Annotated in this window: 8 protein-coding genes; 5 read left to right on the top strand and 3 right to left on the bottom strand. The window is 72.3% G+C overall.

Annotation, left to right across the window (positions count from 1 at the left end; translation table 11 throughout):
* Positions 1-305: 305 nt before the first annotated feature.
* Positions 306-1,010, bottom strand: coding sequence for an isochorismatase family protein (locus E5N76_RS25245; RefSeq protein ID WP_149540379.1), 705 nt, complete (start codon positions 1,008-1,010; stop codon positions 306-308).
* A 263-nt stretch (positions 1,011-1,273) separates the two neighbouring features.
* Here E5N76_RS25245 and ettA point away from each other — a divergent pair, with 263 nt between their 5' ends.
* Entirely contained in the window at positions 1,274-2,953 is a 1,680-nt protein-coding gene (gene ettA / locus E5N76_RS25240; RefSeq protein ID WP_149540377.1) for an energy-dependent translational throttle protein EttA, read from the top strand.
* 355 nt (positions 2,954-3,308) lie between these two features.
* Entirely contained in the window at positions 3,309-3,845 is a 537-nt protein-coding gene (locus tag E5N76_RS25235) for a GNAT family N-acetyltransferase (protein WP_149540375.1), read from the top strand.
* Positions 3,846-3,857: 12 nt separating this feature from the next.
* Here E5N76_RS25235 and E5N76_RS25230 read toward each other — a convergent pair whose 3' ends face one another.
* The gene (locus tag E5N76_RS25230) at positions 3,858-4,916 is read right to left on the bottom strand and encodes an LLM class flavin-dependent oxidoreductase (RefSeq protein WP_149540373.1); all 1,059 of its coding nucleotides are present in this window, start codon (positions 4,914-4,916) and stop codon (positions 3,858-3,860) included.
* A 340-nt stretch (positions 4,917-5,256) separates the two neighbouring features.
* On the opposite strand from E5N76_RS25230, the gene E5N76_RS31165 reads away from it, so the two are divergent.
* On the top strand, positions 5,257-13,227 hold the full coding sequence (locus tag E5N76_RS31165; protein ID WP_149540371.1) for an autotransporter-associated beta strand repeat-containing protein: 7,971 nt from the start codon (positions 5,257-5,259) through the stop codon (positions 13,225-13,227).
* Between the two features lie 201 nt (positions 13,228-13,428).
* Here the strand turns inward: E5N76_RS31165 and E5N76_RS30135 are convergent, their stop codons facing one another.
* Complete coding sequence (locus tag E5N76_RS30135) at positions 13,429-13,785, bottom strand: hypothetical protein (RefSeq protein ID WP_207792108.1); 357 nt, start codon at positions 13,783-13,785, stop codon at positions 13,429-13,431.
* A gap of 354 nt (positions 13,786-14,139) precedes the next feature.
* Between E5N76_RS30135 and E5N76_RS25215 the strand changes: the two genes are divergently transcribed.
* Positions 14,140-15,357, top strand: a complete 1,218-nt coding sequence (locus tag E5N76_RS25215) for a helix-turn-helix domain-containing protein (protein WP_149540369.1) — start codon at positions 14,140-14,142, stop codon at positions 15,355-15,357.
* 35 nt (positions 15,358-15,392) lie between these two features.
* Positions 15,393-16,031, top strand: a complete 639-nt coding sequence (locus E5N76_RS25210) for a Vgb family protein (protein ID WP_149540367.1) — start codon at positions 15,393-15,395, stop codon at positions 16,029-16,031.
* The last annotated feature ends 196 nt before the right edge of the window (positions 16,032-16,227 follow it).

Genomic DNA, 16,227 nt, shown 5'->3' with positions numbered 1-16,227 from the left:
ACGGAACAGGGCCAGGCGCTGCGCGAGAAGGCCAAGGCGCTGAAGCCTTACTGGGTCGGCGAGAGCTGCGGCGCCAACCCCGACGCAATGCGCGAATTGCGCGAGAAGGTCACCGCCTTCCGCGACAGGCTGATGCAGGCCGAGGGGTAGCTCCCTCGCTCGCGAGGGTTGGCGGCACCGCCATCAACGGATGCAGGGATGCCCGCCCTGCGCGCAACGCCGGAGGCTTCGGGCCGCGACTCTCGTCCCCCGCGCTACAACGCCTGCCCACGCCCCGCGGAGCAGGAAAGGGAGCGGGTCGCGGCCTACTCCGCGGCAGCGCGGGGCGCGGCCGCGGCAATCATCCCCGTCAGCTCCGCCGTCGTCACCACGTCGCAGAACACATTGGCCAGGTTGGACAGGGTGGCGTTGTGCTCCGCATCGGAATGCGCGGCGTTGCCGTCGGCGGTGAAGAACACCTTGTAGTCCAGCATCATCGCGTCCCGGGCCGAGCTTTCGCAGCAGACATTGGTGACGGTGCCGGTGATGACGACGGTGTCGATCCTCCGCGCCCGAAGCTGCGCGTCGAGGTCGCTGCTGCCCTGGACGAAGCCGCTGAAGCGGGTCTTCCGCACCACCAGGTCCTGCGGCAGCACCTCCAGCTCCGGCCAGAGCGCGTGGCCGAAGGCGCCGGGGGTGAAGGCGGCGATCATGCCCGCCTTCCGCTCCGGCGTCATGAAGCCGTTGTAGAAGGCGCCCCAGCCGGCGGCCGTCGCCGGGTCCGCCGTGTGCTGCAGATACACCACCAGCCCGCCCGCCGCCCGCAGCGCCGCGCTGATGCGGTTGACGTTCGGCACGATGCCCGGGGCGGTCGCCACCGCCGAGATCTGCCCCGGCGCCATGAAGCCGTTCTGCAGATCCACCACCACATGCGCCGTCCGCTTCGGGTCCAGCCCCGGGAAGACGCGCAGGCCGCCACGCCGCTCCTCGGCCCGGGCGACGACGGAGGGGAGGAGCTCGATCTTGTGCATGGGCCGGCGCCTTTGCTGCGGGGATGGGCAAGGCTAGAGCAGATCGCCGGAGGGCGGCATCGCCCGGAGGCGTGAATCTGCTCTACCATCCATAAGCTAGAGCGGTTTCGCGCTGCACAGTTAGCGTGAAACCGCTCTAGCCCCCTGCAAGCGGCATGGGCAATGCGCCAGCGCCACGCCGGCCGCATCCTGGGCCCTGCCGCCTTGGCCCGGGGCGCCCCCGCCGCTATCTAACGCCGCGAACCCGCAGGACCTGTCCGCCGATGGCCAGCTACCAATACGCCTATGTCATCAAAGACCTGACCAAGTCCTATCCGGGCGGGCGAGAGGTCTTCAAAGGCATCACCCTCTCCTTCCTGCCGGATGTGAAGATCGGCGTGCTCGGCCCGAACGGTGCCGGCAAATCCACGCTGATGCGCATCATGGCCGGGCAGGACAAGGAATATGGCGGCGAGGCCTGGGCCGCCGAGGGCGTCCGCGTCGGCTACCTGCCGCAGGAGCCGCATCTCGACCCCGACCTGACGGTCGGCGAGAACGTCATGCTCGCCTTCAAGGACATGAAGGGCTACCTCGACCGCTTCAACGAGATCTCGATGAAGTTCGGCGAGGAGATGTCGGATGACGAGATGAACGCCCTGCTGGCCGAGCAGGCGGAGCTGCAGGAGAAGATCGACGCCGGCAATGGCTGGGAGATCGACCGCAGCATCGAGATCGCGCTGGACGCGCTGCGCTGCCCGCCGGCCGACAGCCCGGTGACGCATCTTTCCGGTGGCGAGCGGCGCCGCGTCGCGCTCTGCCGCCTGCTGCTCGAGAAGCCGGAGATGCTGCTGCTCGACGAGCCGACCAACCACCTGGACGCCGAGAGCGTCGCCTGGCTGGAAAAGACGCTGCGGGACTACACCGGCTGCGTGCTGATCGTCACGCATGACCGCTACTTCCTCGACAACGTCACCAACTGGATCCTCGAAGTCGATCGCGGCCGGGGCATCCCCTACCAGGGCAGCTACTCCTCCTACCTCGAGCAGAAGCGCAAGCGCCTGTCGCAGGAGGAGAAGGAGGAGAGCAGCCGGCAGCGCCAGCTCGCCGAGGAGCAGGAATGGATCGGGCGCTCGCCGGCCGCCCGCCAGGCGAAGAGCAAGGCCCGCATCCAGGCCTATGAGGAGCTGCTGGCGAAGAGCCAGGAAAAGGCCCCGGACCCGACCGAGATCCAGATCCCGCCGGCACCCCGCCTCGGCAACACCGTCATCGTCGCCGAGAATCTGCGCAAGGGCTTCGGCAACCGGCTGCTGATCGACGACCTCTCCTTCAAGCTGCCGCCGGGCGGCATCGTCGGCGTCATCGGCCCGAACGGCGCCGGCAAGACCACGCTGTTCAAGATGATCACCGGCGTGGACAAGCCGGATGCCGGCACGCTGACGGTCGGCGAGAGCGTCGATCTCGGCTATGTGGACCAGAGCCGCGACAGCCTGCGCGACGACCGCACGGTGTGGCAGGAGATCTCCGACGGGATGGACATGATCCCGATGGGCAAGCGCCAGGTGCCGAGCCGCGCCTATTGCGCCGCCTTCAACTTCAAGGGCGGCGACCAGCAGAAGCCCGTGGGGGTCCTGTCCGGCGGCGAACGCAACCGGGTGCACCTCGCCAAGATGCTGAAGCGGCCGCACAACGTGCTGCTGCTGGACGAGCCGACCAACGACCTGGACGTGGACACGCTGCGGGCCCTCGAAGAGGCGCTGCAGGATTTCGCCGGCTGCGCCGTCATCATCTCCCACGATCGCTGGTTCCTCGACCGGCTGGCGACCCACATCCTCGCCTTCGAGGGCGACAGCCATGTCGAATGGTTCGAGGGCAACTACCAGGCCTATGAGGCTGACCGGAAGCGCCGCCTCGGCGCCGCGGCGGACCAGCCGCACCGCATCAAGTACCGGCCGCTGACGCGCTAGATAAGCTGCTCTGGACCCTATATTTTCTGAAGCAAGAAATCCGATCAGGTGACTCCACCTGATCGGATATTGCTCTAGTGTCCCGATTCCGAAGTCCTGCGGACTTCGTTCTCGGGCCACTAGCCTTTGTTTTCGGTGGCCTGCTTGTCCGCTGCGTTCGCTGGAAATCCAGCGAACGCAGCGGGCAGGACACTAGCCCCGCCCGGCCGGGCGGCGAGGCCGTCCGGCCAACTCACTCTTCCGTGATCGGAACGGCCTGGCGACACCCCCCACCACGCGTGCCAGGATAGGCCGCCATCATCCATGCCACCTGGGCGTGGGAGGGGGCGCGAGAGCGGAGAGCAGCGAAGCCCGCATGCATTACGGCCATCCCATCGCCCGGCCGGCGCGGATCATCCGCACGCCCCGGCTGACCCTGCTGCCCGTGGGGCTGGAGAATCTCGCCGACCTCATCCGGCTGAAGGGCGACCCGGCGGTCTTCTCCGCCATGCTGCATGGCGTGCGCTCCCCCGACCGGGTGCGGGAGGAGCTGGAGGACGACATCGATTTCTGGGAGGTGCGCGGCTACGGCACCTGGTGCGTCTTCCGCACGGAGGATGCCGCCTTCCTCGGCATTTGCGGGCTCATGGAGCGGCCGGACGGCAGGGGCGTGGCGCTGCGCTACGCGCTGTGGCCGGAAATGCGCGGCCATGGCTATGCAAGGGAAGCCGCGGCAGCGGCGCTGGCCTTCGGCCACCGCGCCGGCCTCACCCGCATCATCGCCGTGGCGCGGGAGACCAACCTGCCTTCCGTCGCGGTGCTGCAGACGCTCGGCATGCGGGAATGCGGGGAGTTCCGCAACCACGGCCACCGCATGCTGGTGTTCGAGAGCCTGCGGGCGGCGGCGGGCTGAAGGCGGGCGGCCTCAGCCCGCCGTCACCCCCATCGCCCGCAGCCGCGGCCGCACCTGCGCGGCGAAGCGGCGCATCTCCCGCTCGAAGGGCTGGAATTGCGTCAGCAGCGTGTCGATGCCGGCTTCGTGGAATTGCGCCAGCCGCGCCGCCACCTGGTCGTAGCTGCCCACCGTGCCGGCCGAGGTGCCGCCATTGGTGCCGACGCTCTCGTATTTCGCCTGGGTCTTGCGCATCACCACCGCCGGGTCGGTATTGGCCCGGACATAGGCCTTCACCTCGCCATCCTGCTTCGCCAGGGCTAGCAGCCGCTGGTACTCGGCCTGCGCCTCCGCCTCCGTCTCCCGCGCGATGACGAAGGTGGAGAGGCCGAAGCGGACGGGCTCGCCGGCGCGCGGGCGGCGGCGGACATCGGCGATCAGCCTCTGCACATCCTCCAGCGGCTGGCCGTTGATGAACCAGACATCCGCGAGCGCCGCCACCAGGTCGCGCGCCGGGTCGCTCTCGCCGCCGACATAGATACGCGGGCGGGGGCGCGTCGCCGCCGCCGGGCGCAGCATGTAGTCGCGCACCTGGAAATAGCGGCCGTCATGCTGCACCGCCTCGCCGCGCATCAGCCGCTCCACCACCGCAAGCCATTCGGCGCCATAGGCGTAGCGCTCGTCATGCTCCCGGAAGGTCATGCCGGCGTCCTCGATCTCCTTCCGGTTCCAGGCATTCACCAGGTTGATGGCGAAGCGCCCGCCGCTGATCTCCTCGATCTGCAGCGCCATCTTCGCCAGCACCACCGGGTGGTAGAGCATGGGCTTGATGGCGGCGATCAGCTCGATGCGCCGCGTCTCCGCCGCCAGCGCCGCGGTGCTGGTCCAGGCCTCGAGCTGGCCGAGCTCGGGCTTGTGCGGGTTCATCGTGTGCTGGGCGACCAGCACGCAATCATAGCCGAGCTGCTCCGCCTCCAGCACCAGCCGGCGGTTGCGCGCCCAGGAGGCGTCATAGGGCTCCTCCGGGTCGTGCAGCGCGGCGCGGTTGCCATGCACCAGGGCCCAGATGCCGATGCGGAGCGGAAGGGTCACGGGCGAATCCTCCGTAGTGGGCGGGCGCGGCGGCGGCCGGCGCCCCCGGCCGCGCCGGCCGGCCGGGCGCGAGGATAGGCCCGGCGCCGCCGCCCCTCAAAATTCCGCCCCGCCGCACGCCCCGGGCCGGCCCCGCCGCCACCGACGCCCAGGCCCGCCAGGGGTTTGCCGCCCGCCTTAATCCACCCGCAACGAACAGCACCGATAAAGAAACGACCGGCTTTTACCCGCGCTTATCCCTTCGCCCTTATCGCTTCCCAGGGAACCCCGCCTGTCGATTTCGACAAAATCCTGGTCCCCCACCGGGATGGCGGCAAGTATTGCAGAGGAGCGGTGCGCGGTGCGCAAGAAGCAGTCCCATCTCAAGGCCCAGAAGGCCAAACACAACCGCCGCCGGCAGGCCACGCTGGCCTCCACCCTGGTGCTGATCGGCGGCGCCGCCCCGGCCGCCGCCGAGATCATGGTCAACGGCAACACCACCCTCAGCGGGTCGGTGGATGGCGGCGGGGCCGGCGGCTACTACGTCACCAGCGGCAACCAGCTCACCGTCAACAGCGGCATCCTGCACAATTTCCGCACCACGGGCGGCGCCGGCTCGGGCGGCGGCGCCGGGCTCGGCGGCGCGGTCTTCGTGGACAATGGCGGCACGCTGGTGCTGAACGGCACCACCGTCATGGGCAATACCGCGGCCGGCGGCCAGGGCGGCGTCGGCAGCATCGGCGGCAACCTGAACGGCATCACCGGCGGCAGCGCCGGCAGCACCGGCACCGCCGGCATCACCTGGCCGGACAGAGACACGCTGGTGGGCGACGGCAATGGCAACGGCCTGGCCGGCACCAATGGCGGCGACGGCGGCAATGGCAGCAGCGGCGTCGGCGGCAATGGCGGGGCGGGCGGCGCCGGCCAGGCCGGCTGGTCGCACAACCCGGTGCTGGAACAGGCACGGGACCAGGCGGCGCTCGCCTACGCCTCTCTCACCGCCCAGGCCATTGCCCTGGCGGCGGAAATCGCGGCGGCCGGGGCCAACCCCTTCACCGCCCCGATCGTCGCCGGCCTCACCGCCCAGGCGGCGCAGCTCGCCATCGACGTGACCGACGCCACCCTCGCGCTCGATAACGCGCAGACGGCAGTGGACAATTGGAACGCCGCCAATAACCGCGGCCAATTCGGCCTGGGCGGGGATGGCGGCACCGGCGGCGCCGGCGGCAATGGCGCAAATGGCCGCGGCGGCGGCCGCGGCGGCAATGGCGGCGCCGGCGGCAATGGCGGCGGCGCGGCGGTCGATGGCCTGGGTGGCGATGGCGGCGCCGGCGGTGCCGGCGGCTTCGGGGCCGGCGGCGGCAGCGGCGGCACCGGCGGCAGCGGCTCGGCCCAGGGCGCGGGGGGCACGGGCGGCGCGGCCGGCTTCGGCGCCGGCATCGGCAGCACCGGGGCGGGTGGCGGCGTCGGCAGCGCCACCGGCGGCGGCGGCGGCGCCGGCTATGGCGGCGGCGTCTTCGTACGGGATGGCGGCACCCTGGTCGTCACCGGCAACTCCACCATCGGCCGCAACAACGTGGTGGGCGGCGGCAGCGCCAATGGCGGCGCCTCCGGCAATGCCGCGGGCACCGACATCTTCGTGATGACCGGCGGCACGGTGCGGATGAATGCCGGCGCCGGCAACACCATCACCGTCAATGGCAGCATCGCCGATGACAGCGCGGCGACGATCGGCAGCAGCAGCATCCCCGCCGGCCAGGGCGCCACAGTGCGCGTCGAAGGCGGCCTCGTCGTCTTCAACGGCCCCAACACCTATAGCGGCCAGACCGTCATCTCGGGCGGCGCGCTGCAGGCGCAGGACGGCGTCGGGCTCTACGCCAACAGCAACCTGAACCTGTCGGGCGGCGTGCTGCAGACCAGCGGGCTGTTCGACCGCTTCGTCGGCACCCAGTCCGACCGGGTGCAATGGACCGGCTCCGGCGGCTTCGCCGCGGCGGATGCCGCCGGCCTTACCGTCACGCTGAATGCCGGGCTCGGCCTCACCTGGGCGCAGGACAGCTTCGTGCCGAACGGCTCGGCGCTGATCCTCGGCGCCAGCACCGCCGGGGGCAACACCACCTTCACCAACGCCATCAACCTGAACGGCGCGGTGCGCACCGTGCAGGTGGTGGCGGATAGCGGCGACACCACCTCCGCCATCATGACCGGCGTGCTGTCCAACGGCGGGCTGAACGTCACCGGCGACGGCCGGCTGGAGCTGACCGCGGCCAACACCTATGGCGGCACCACCACGGTGAACAGCGGGGCGAGGGTGGCGCTGACCGGCGCCGGCAGCATCGCCAATTCCTCCGTGGTCACGGTGAACGGCACGCTGGACGTCTCCGGCGCCGCCGGCAACACCTCCCTGGTCAGCCTGGCCGGCACCGGCGGGGTGACGCTCGGCGACCGCAGCCTCAGCCTCACCAACGCCGCCACCACCTTCGGCGGCGTCCTCGGCGGCACGGGCGGGGTGACGGCCGCGGGCGGCACCCAGACCTTCTCCGGCACCAACAGCTACACCGGCGCCACCACCATCGATGCCGGCGCCACCCTGGCGCTGACCGGCACCGGCAGCATCGCGCAATCCTCCGGCGTCGCGGCGAACGGCACCTTCGACATCAGCGGCACCACCGCGGGCGCCGCCATCACCACCCTTTCCGGCATCGGCGCGGTGGCGCTGGGGGCGCAGACCCTGACCGTCACCGCCGGCGCCACCAACTTTTCAGGCGGCATCGGCGGCAGCGGCGGGCTCACGGTCGCCGGCGGCAGCCAGTCGCTGAGCGGCAGCAACAGCTATACCGGCGCCACCACCGTCGATGCCGGCGCCACGCTGGAACTCGCCGGCAGCGGCAGCATCGCGCAATCCTCCGGCGTCGCGGCGAACGGCACCTTCGACATCAGCGGCACCACGGCGGGCGCTGCCATCACCACCCTCTCCGGCACCGGCGCGGTGGCGCTGGGCGCCCAGCGGCTGTTCGTCACCGGCGGCGCCACCAGCTTCGACGGCGGCATCAACGGCGCGGGCGGGGTGACGGTCCTCGGCGGCACCCAGACGCTGAGCGGCACCAACACCTATACCGGCGCCACCGGCATTGCGAATGGCGCCACCCTGGCGCTGACCGGCACCGGCAGCATCGCCCAATCCGCCGAGGTGGTGGCGAACGGCACGCTCGACATCGGTGCCACCAGCGCCGGTGCCTCCATCGTCACCCTCTCCGGCACCGGCGACGTGGCGCTCGGCGCCCAGCGGCTGACGGTCAGCAACGGCGCCACCAGCTTCGACGGCGGCATCAACGGCGCGGGCGGCGTCACCGTCTCCGGCGGCGCGCAGACGCTGAACGGGACCAACACCTACACCGGCACCACCAACATCGCCACCGGCGCCGGCCTGGCGCTGACCGGCACGGGCAGCATCGCGCAATCGGCGGAGGTGGCGAATGACGGCGTCTTCAGCATCAGCGCCACCAGCGCCGGCGCCAGCATCGTCACCCTCTCCGGCGCCGCCAGCGGCGTGGTGGATCTCGGCGCCCAGCGCCTGACCGTCACCAACGGCTCCACCACCTATGCCGGCGGCATCACCGGCACGGGCGGCATCACCGTCTCCGGCGGCACCCAGACGCTCTCCGGCACCAACAGCTATACCGGCACCACCGATATCTCCGCCGGCGCCACCCTGGCGCTGACCGGCACCGGCAGCATCGCCACCTCCGCCGAAGTGGCGAATGTCGGCACCTTCCGCATCGCGGACACCACCGCCGGCGCCGCCATCATCACCCTCTCCGGCACCGGAACGGTGGAGCTGGGCGCCGAGCGCCTGTTCGTCACCGACGGCGCCACCACCTTCGCCGGAAGCATCGGCGGCGCGGGCGGGTTGACGGTCTCCGGCGGGACGGAGACGCTCTCCGGCACCAACACCTATACCGGCGCCACCGGCATCGCGAGCGGCGCCGCCCTGGCGCTGACCGGCACCGGCAGCATCGCCCAATCCGCCGCGGTGGTGAATAACGGCATCTTCCGCATCAGCGGCACGACAGCCGGCGCCTCCATCGTCACCCTCACCGGCACCGGCACCACGCTGCTGGGCACCCAGCGGCTGACCATCACCGACGGCTCCACCAGCTTCGCCGGCGTCACCGCCGGCACGGGCGGCGTCACCATCTCCGGCGGCGGCCAGGGCTTCTCCGGCACCAACACCTATACCGGCACCAGCGTGGTGGATGACGGCGCCCTCCTGGCCCTCATCGGCAGCGGCAGCATCGCCACCTCGGCCGAGGTGGTGGCGAACGGCACCTTCACCATCGCCGACACCGCCGCCGGCGCCGACATCATCACCCTCTCCGGCCATGGGCTGGTGTGGCTGGGCGACCAGGCGCTGCGCCTCACCCAGGGCTCCACCACCTTCAGCGGCGTCATCGCCGGCACCGGCACGCTGACGGTCAATGCCGGCACCGAGACCCTGACCGGCACCAACACCTATACCGGCAAGACCACCATCGACGACGGCGCCACCCTGGCGCTGAGCGGCACCGGCAGCATCGCCCAATCCGCCGAGGTGACGGCGAACGGCACCTTCAGCATCACGGACACCACGGCGGGGGCGTCCGTCACCACCCTTTCGGGCCATGGGCTGGTGGCGCTGGGGGCGCAGCCCCTGACCATCACCCAGGGCTCCACCACCTTCTCCGGCGTCATCGACGGCAGCGGGACGGTGACGGTCTCGGGCGGCACCCAGACGCTGACGGGCACCAACACCTATACCGGCACCACCACCATCGACCCCGGCGCCGCCCTCTCGCTCAGCGGCACCGGCAGCATCGCCACCTCGGCGGAGGTCGCCAACAACGGCCTCTTCCGTATCGAGGACACGACGGCAGGCGCTTCCATCATCACCCTCTCCGGCAACGGGCTGGTGGCGCTCGGCGCCCAGCGGCTGACCGTCACGGGCGGCGCCACCACCTTCGCCGGCAGCATCGTCGGCACCGGCGGCGTAACCATCGCCGGCGGGACGGAGACGCTGACGGGAACCAACGGCTACACCGGCAGCACCATCATCGATGACGGTGCCACCCTGGCGCTCTCCGGCACCGGCAGTATCGCCGCCTCGTCCGAAGTGGTCGCCAACGGCACCTTCCGCATCGACGCCACCAGCGCCGGCGCCGCCATCACCACGCTGTCCGGCCATGGCGCGGTGCTGCTCGGCGCCCAGCCGCTCTTCATCACCGACGGCGCCACCAGCTTCGCCGGCGGCATCGCCGGCAGCGGCACGGTGACCATCACCGGCGGCACCCAGGCGCTGAGCGGGACCAACACCTATACCGGCACCACCGGCATCGCCACCGGCGCCGCCCTGGCGCTGACCGGCACCGGCAGCATCGCGCAATCGGCGGAGGTGGCGAATTTCGGCACCTTCAGCATCGAGGGCACCAGCGCCGGCGCCAGCATCATCACTCTCTCCGGCACCGGCGCCGTGGCGCTCGGGGGGCAGACCCTCGCCATCACCAACGGCTCCACCGGCTTCGCCGGCAGCATCGCCGGCACGGGCGGGCTGACGGTCTCCGGTGGCGGCCAGGGGCTGAGCGGGGCCAACACCTATACCGGCCGCACCAGCATCGGCGCCGGCGCCACCCTGGCGCTGACCGGCACGGGCAGCATCGCCAGTTCAGCCGAAGTGGCGGCCGACGGCATCTTCCGCATCGACGGCACCGGCAACGGCGCCGCCATCACCACGCTGTCCGGCAGCGGCAGCGTGCTGCTCGGAGCGAAGCCGCTCGCCATCACCAACGGATCCACCAGCTTCGCGGGCGGCATCGCCGGCAGCGGCAGCCTCGCCGTCACCGGCGGCACCCAGACCCTGGCGGGCCTCAACACCTATACCGGCACCACCAGCATCAACAGCGGCGCCATCCTCGCCCTCAGCGGCGCCGGCAGCATCGCCAGCTCCGCCGGGGTGGTGAATGAGGGCACGCTGCGCATCGGCGACACCAGCGCCGGCGCCGCCATCGCCACCCTCTCCGGCAGCGGCGGGGTGGAGCTCGGCGCCCGCACCCTCACCATCACCAACGCGGCGGACAGCTTCGCCGGCGCCATCTCCGGCACCGGCGGGCTGGCGCTGACCGGCGGCACCCTGGCGCTGACCGGCAGCAGCCTCTTCTCCGGCGGCACCAGCGTCAGCAACGCCATCCTCATCGTGAGCGGGGATGCGGCGCTGGGCGCGGCGGGCGGCGGCCTGGCCCTGAACGACGCAAGGCTGGTGACGCCGCAGGGCCTCGTCTCCGCCCGGCCCATCAGCCTCTCGGGCAGCGGCACCTTCGACACGGCGCTGCGGACCATCTCCCTCTCCGGCACCATCTCCGGCAGCGGCGGGCTGGTGGCGGATGGCGGCGGCACCCTGGCGCTGACGGGCACCAACACCTATGCCGGCGGCACGCTGGTGATCGGCGGCACCACCCTCGTCATCGGCTCGGACGCCGCCCTCGGCGCCAGCGCCGGCAGCCTGGTGCTGCGCAACGGCACGCTGCAGGCGACCGCCAGCTTCGCCATGGACCGCACCGTCATCATCGAGACGAACGGCCATATGGACACCAGCGGCCATGCCGTGACGCTGAACGGCAATGTCTATCAGGTGACCCCGGACGGGCAGACGGCGACCAGCGTCTTCACCGGCTCCACCACCGTCACCGGCTCCATCATCCTCGACTCCACCGGGCTGGTGGTGCTGGGCGATTCCAGCCTGCACGGCACCGGCACCATCACCACGCCGACCACCATCCAGGGCAACGTCTCCCCGGGCGACAGCCCCGGCACCCTCACCTTCACCGACAATGTGGTGCTCGGCACCACCGCCACCCTGGCGCTCGACATCGACGGCACCGGCACCGGCAATGGCGCCGGCAACTTCGACCGGGTGGTGGTCACCGGCGGCAGCTTCACCGCCGGCGGCACCCTGGCGCCGCGGCTGCGCGGCATCACCGGGGAGGCGAACAACAGCTACACCCCGCCGGTCGGCCGCGCCTTCGCCGTGGTGGAGGCGGGCGGCGGCGTGGCCGGCAGCTTCTCCGGCCTCACCCAGCCCACGGACGGGCTGGCGGCCGGAACGCGGTTCGACGCGCTCTACACGACGAACGCCCTCACCCTCTACGTGACGCCGGCGAGCTATGCCGATCTCGGCGCCATGGGCATGGCGCAGACGCCGAACCAGAAGCAGACCGGCCTCGGCCTGGATGCGCTGCGGCCGCTGCCCGGGCTGCGCGCCGATGCCGAACGGACGGCGACGCTCGGCATCCTCTTCGCCCTGCCGGCGGAGGCGCTGCCTTCGACGATGAACCGGCTCGCCGGCACGGTCTATGGCGACGCTCTCCGCGGCAGCCTCACCGCCTCCGGCCAGTTCAGCACGGTGGTGGCGGACCAGGCGGCGGCGCGGCGCGGCCATGGCAGGGGCGCCGGCAACCAGGCGGCGACGCCGGATGGGCGCCTCACCCTCTGGGCGGCGGGGCTTGGTGGCAGCCAGCGCGTCTCCGCCACCGGCAACACCGCGGCCAACAGCTCCGGCGGCGGCTTCGCCGGCGGCGCGGCGCTGCGGCTGGGGGCCGGCATGGAGGTCGGGGCGGCCATCGGCTACAGCGGCATGCACGTCACCTCCGGCAGCACCGGCGGCAAGGCGGATGTGGACCTGGTCCATCTCGGCCTGCAGGGGAGCTGGGTGAACGAGGATCTCTGGGCCGATGCGCAGCTCGGCGGCTCGGTCTCGGAGACCAGCGTGCACCGCAACCTCGGCGCGTTCCGGACCACGGCACGCAGCAATGCCTCCGGCCTCGGGGTGAATGGCGCCGTCAGCTTCGGCACGCGGCATGAGGTGGCGGGGTGGCAGGTGCTGCCCACCGCCGGCATCCGGGTGGACAGCCAGAGCCGCAACTCGGTGAATGAGAAGGATGCGGGACTGCTGAACCTCTCCGTCCGCTCCGCCACCGGCACCAGCACCCGCACCCTGCTGGGCTTCCGCGCCAGCACGAGCCTGGCGCTGAACGAGGGCTGGCGCCTGGCGCCCAGCGCCAAGCTCTTCTACGCGCGGGAGTTCGGCGATACCGACTTCACCACCACGTCCAGCTTCCAGGGCGCGCCGGGCGCGCCGATGCGGGCGCAGACGGCGAAGGTGGGGCGGGATGGCGTGGTGCTCGGCGTCGGGCTGGATCTCAGCATGCCGGGGGGCGGGACCGCCTTCATCGCCTATGGCGGCGACCTGCGGTCCCACCAGACGGACCACAGCGTGACGGCGGGCGTCAGCTACCGCTGGTAGGCGCCGCGAGGTTCGGGCCGGCCATGGCGCCGGCCCGGAGTTGCGGCTTTCGGGGCCGGCCCATGCGGCCGGCCCCGATTCTTTTGCGGTCCCGCGCCGGCTGCGACGCCTGATGGCGTGATGCGCCCGCCTTCGCTCGCGCCTCCCGCTCCGGCCCCATGCCTGATCGAGGGGTCAGCCCCAGCCGATCGTGCTGTGGCCTCAGGCCATGCGGCCCTGGGCCGCCTGCGCCGGCCGGCGCGGACCCGCGCGCGTTCCGGGCCTGGCCGCGCCGCCCCGGCGCCGGGCCAGCAGCCGCAGCCAGGGCGCGGCATGCACCAGGCTCATCAGCAGGTACATCGCCGCCATGCCCTGCAGCGGGGAAGCCATGGCCCCGCCGCACAGCGCCGCCGCCGGCCCGGGCGCCGCCGCCAGCAGCGCCATCAGGGCGAAGCCGGGCGCGGCGGCCAGGCCCAGCCCATCCGCGGCACGGCGGAGCAGCGCGGCGCCGCCCCCCGCCGCCGGCGAGGCGGGCCGCTCCGCCAGCCTCTCCTCCCGTGACTCCCTCTGCTGCGGCATCCGCTCTCTCCTCCTGGCCGGTGGCCGGTTCCGGCTGGCCGCCTGCGTCACGCTTTCGGCGGGGACGCTTCGGGCGATCGCGCCCCGAGCCGCATCGGCCTGACCGTGTCGGGCCGATGCGGCTCCAGACGGCCTTGCGCCGGCAATCACGGCCTGGGCGTGATACCGGGCCGGCCGCAGGCCAGTGTCCTGCCCGCGAAGTTCGCTGGGTTTCCAGCGAACGCAGCGGACAGGCAGGCCGCTGAAAACACAAGCTGGTGGCCCGATCCCGAAATCCGCAGGACTTCGGGATCGGGCCACTAGGATGCCCCCGGGGCCAGGCCGGCCCGGAGTGACAAATCTGGCGGGACCCCGATGAATGCGCTGATCGTCGCCGCAGCGCGGGCGCTGGCCGCCGGCGACCCGCTGGCCGCGCTGAACCGCGTCGCGCTGCGGCAGGATGCGCCGGCCCTGGCGCTGCGCGGCATCGCCCTGGCCCAACTCGGCGAATATCCCCGCGCCCGGGCGCTGCTGCGGGAAGCGCAGCGCCGCTTCGGCGCGCGGGAGGCGGTGGCGCGCGCCCGCTGCCTGCTGGCCGAGGCGGAGGTGGCGCTGGCCAGCCGCGAACTCGGCTGGGTACCGCGGCATCTCGCTGCCGCCCGGGCGGTGCTGGAAGCCGCGGGGGACCAGGCCAACGCCCAGCACGCCCGCATCCTGGAAGCGCGCCACCTGCTGCTGCTCGGCCGGCCGGAGGCGGCAGGGCAGGCGCTGGGCAGCGCCGGCCGCGCCGCCCTGCCGCCGGCGCTGGAGGCGGCGCGGGCGCTGGTGCGGGCGGGCATCGCGCTGCGCGGGCTGCAGGCCGGGGCGGCGGCGGCGGCGCTGCTGCGGGCCCGGGCGGCGGCGCACGTCGCCGCCATTCCGGCCCTGACCGCGGAGGTGGAAGCCGCCGCCCGGCTGCTGGACGCCCCGGCGGCGCGCCTGGCCGGGCCCGAGCCCCGCCTGCTGCGCCTCGCCGAGGTGGAGCGCCTGCTCGGCTCCGGCGCGCTGGTGGTGGATGCCTGCCGTCACCTGGTCTGCGAGGGGGAACGGAACATCTCCCTCGCCCGCCGCCCGGTCCTCTTCGCCCTGGCCCGGGCGCTGGGCGAGGCCTGGCCCGGCGACGCGCCGCGGGAGGCGCTGATCCGCCAGGCCTTCCGGGCGCGGGAGGCGGATGAATCGCACCGCGCCCGGCTGCGCGTGGAGATCGGCCGGCTGCGCGCGGCGCTGCGCCCGCTGGCCCGCATCGGCGCCACGCCGCGCGGCTTCGCCATGGCGCCGCGACAGGCAGCGGACATACTGGTGCTGGCCCGCCCGGCGGAGGAGCCGCATGCCGCCGTGCTGGCCCTGCTGGCGGATGGCGAGGCCTGGTCCAGTTCCGCCCTGGCGCTGGCCCTCGGCACCAGCCAGCGCAGCCTGCAGCGGGCGCTGGAGGCGCTGGCGACGGCGGGGAAGGTGCAGGGCTTCGGCCGTGGCCCCGCCCGGCGCTGGCTGGCGCAGCCCCTGCCGGGAGTCACGCCAGGCTTGTTGCTCCCGGGCCTCTGGCCGGGTGGCTAGGCTCCGCCCCATCCCAAGACGAGGAGGAGCAGAAGATGCAGCGCCAACCCGCCGAGATCCTGCGCGAATACGGCCCCTTCCCGGGCAGCCCGCCGGTGCACGGCGTCAGCTTCGACGGAAGCCTTGTCTGGTTCGCCACCGGCCCGCAACTGCAGGCGCTGGAGCCGGAGAGCGGCGCCCTGGCGCGGGCGATCGAAGTGCCGGCCGAGGCGGGCACCGCCTTCGACGGGCGGCACCTCTACCAGATCGGCGAGGGGAAGATCCGCAAGATCGACCCGGCGACCGGCCAGGTGCTGGCCAGCCTGGCGCTGCCGGACGAGGGCGGGTATTCCGGCATGGCCTGGGCGGAGGGCAGCCTCTGGGTTGGGCAGTGCCGCAACCGCCGCATCCACCGGATCGACCCCGAGACCGGCACCGTGCTGCGCACCATCGAGACGCAGCGCGTCGTCACCGGGGTGACCTGGGTGGAAGGCGAGCTCTGGCATGGGAGCTGGGAGGGGGAGGAGAGCGCGCTGCTGCGCATCGACCCCGGCACCGGGGAGGCGCTGGAGCATCTCGACCTGCCGCCGGGAACCGATATTTCCGGCCTGGAAGCGGATGGCGGGGGGCGGTTCTTCTGCGGCGGCGGCACCGGCGGCAAGCTGCGTGCGGTGCGGCGGCCGCAGCGGGCCTAGAGCATTTTCAAGTCCGGCGGAAGCGTCGGACGACTCGGAAGATGCGACCAAAAGGCTAGAGCAGATCGCCGGAGGGCGGCATCGCCCCGAGGCGTGAAGCTGCTCTACAATCCATACGCTAGAGCGGTTTCGCGCTGCACAGTCAGCGTGAAACCGCTCTAGTGTTCCGATTCCGCAGTCCTGCGGATTTCGTTCT

This window comes from Siccirubricoccus phaeus (genome assembly GCF_008360935.1).
GTDB lineage: Bacteria > Pseudomonadota > Alphaproteobacteria > Acetobacterales > Acetobacteraceae > Siccirubricoccus > Siccirubricoccus phaeus.
The sequence above is the reverse complement of the archived record's forward strand: the minus strand, read 5'-3'. Positions and strand labels throughout refer to the sequence as shown.

Coding starts and splice junctions, on each gene's coding strand:
- E5N76_RS25245 (WP_149540379.1), bottom strand. CDS start 1,010: ATGCACAAGATCGAGCTCCTCCCCTCCGTCGTCGCCCGGGCCGAGGAG.
- E5N76_RS25235 (WP_149540375.1), top strand. CDS start 3,309: ATGCATTACGGCCATCCCATCGCCCGGCCGGCGCGGATCATCCGCACG.
- E5N76_RS25210 (WP_149540367.1), top strand. CDS start 15,393: ATGCAGCGCCAACCCGCCGAGATCCTGCGCGAATACGGCCCCTTCCCG.
- ettA (WP_149540377.1), top strand. CDS start 1,274: ATGGCCAGCTACCAATACGCCTATGTCATCAAAGACCTGACCAAGTCC.
- E5N76_RS30135 (WP_207792108.1), bottom strand. CDS start 13,785: ATGCCGCAGCAGAGGGAGTCACGGGAGGAGAGGCTGGCGGAGCGGCCC.
- E5N76_RS25215 (WP_149540369.1), top strand. CDS start 14,140: ATGAATGCGCTGATCGTCGCCGCAGCGCGGGCGCTGGCCGCCGGCGAC.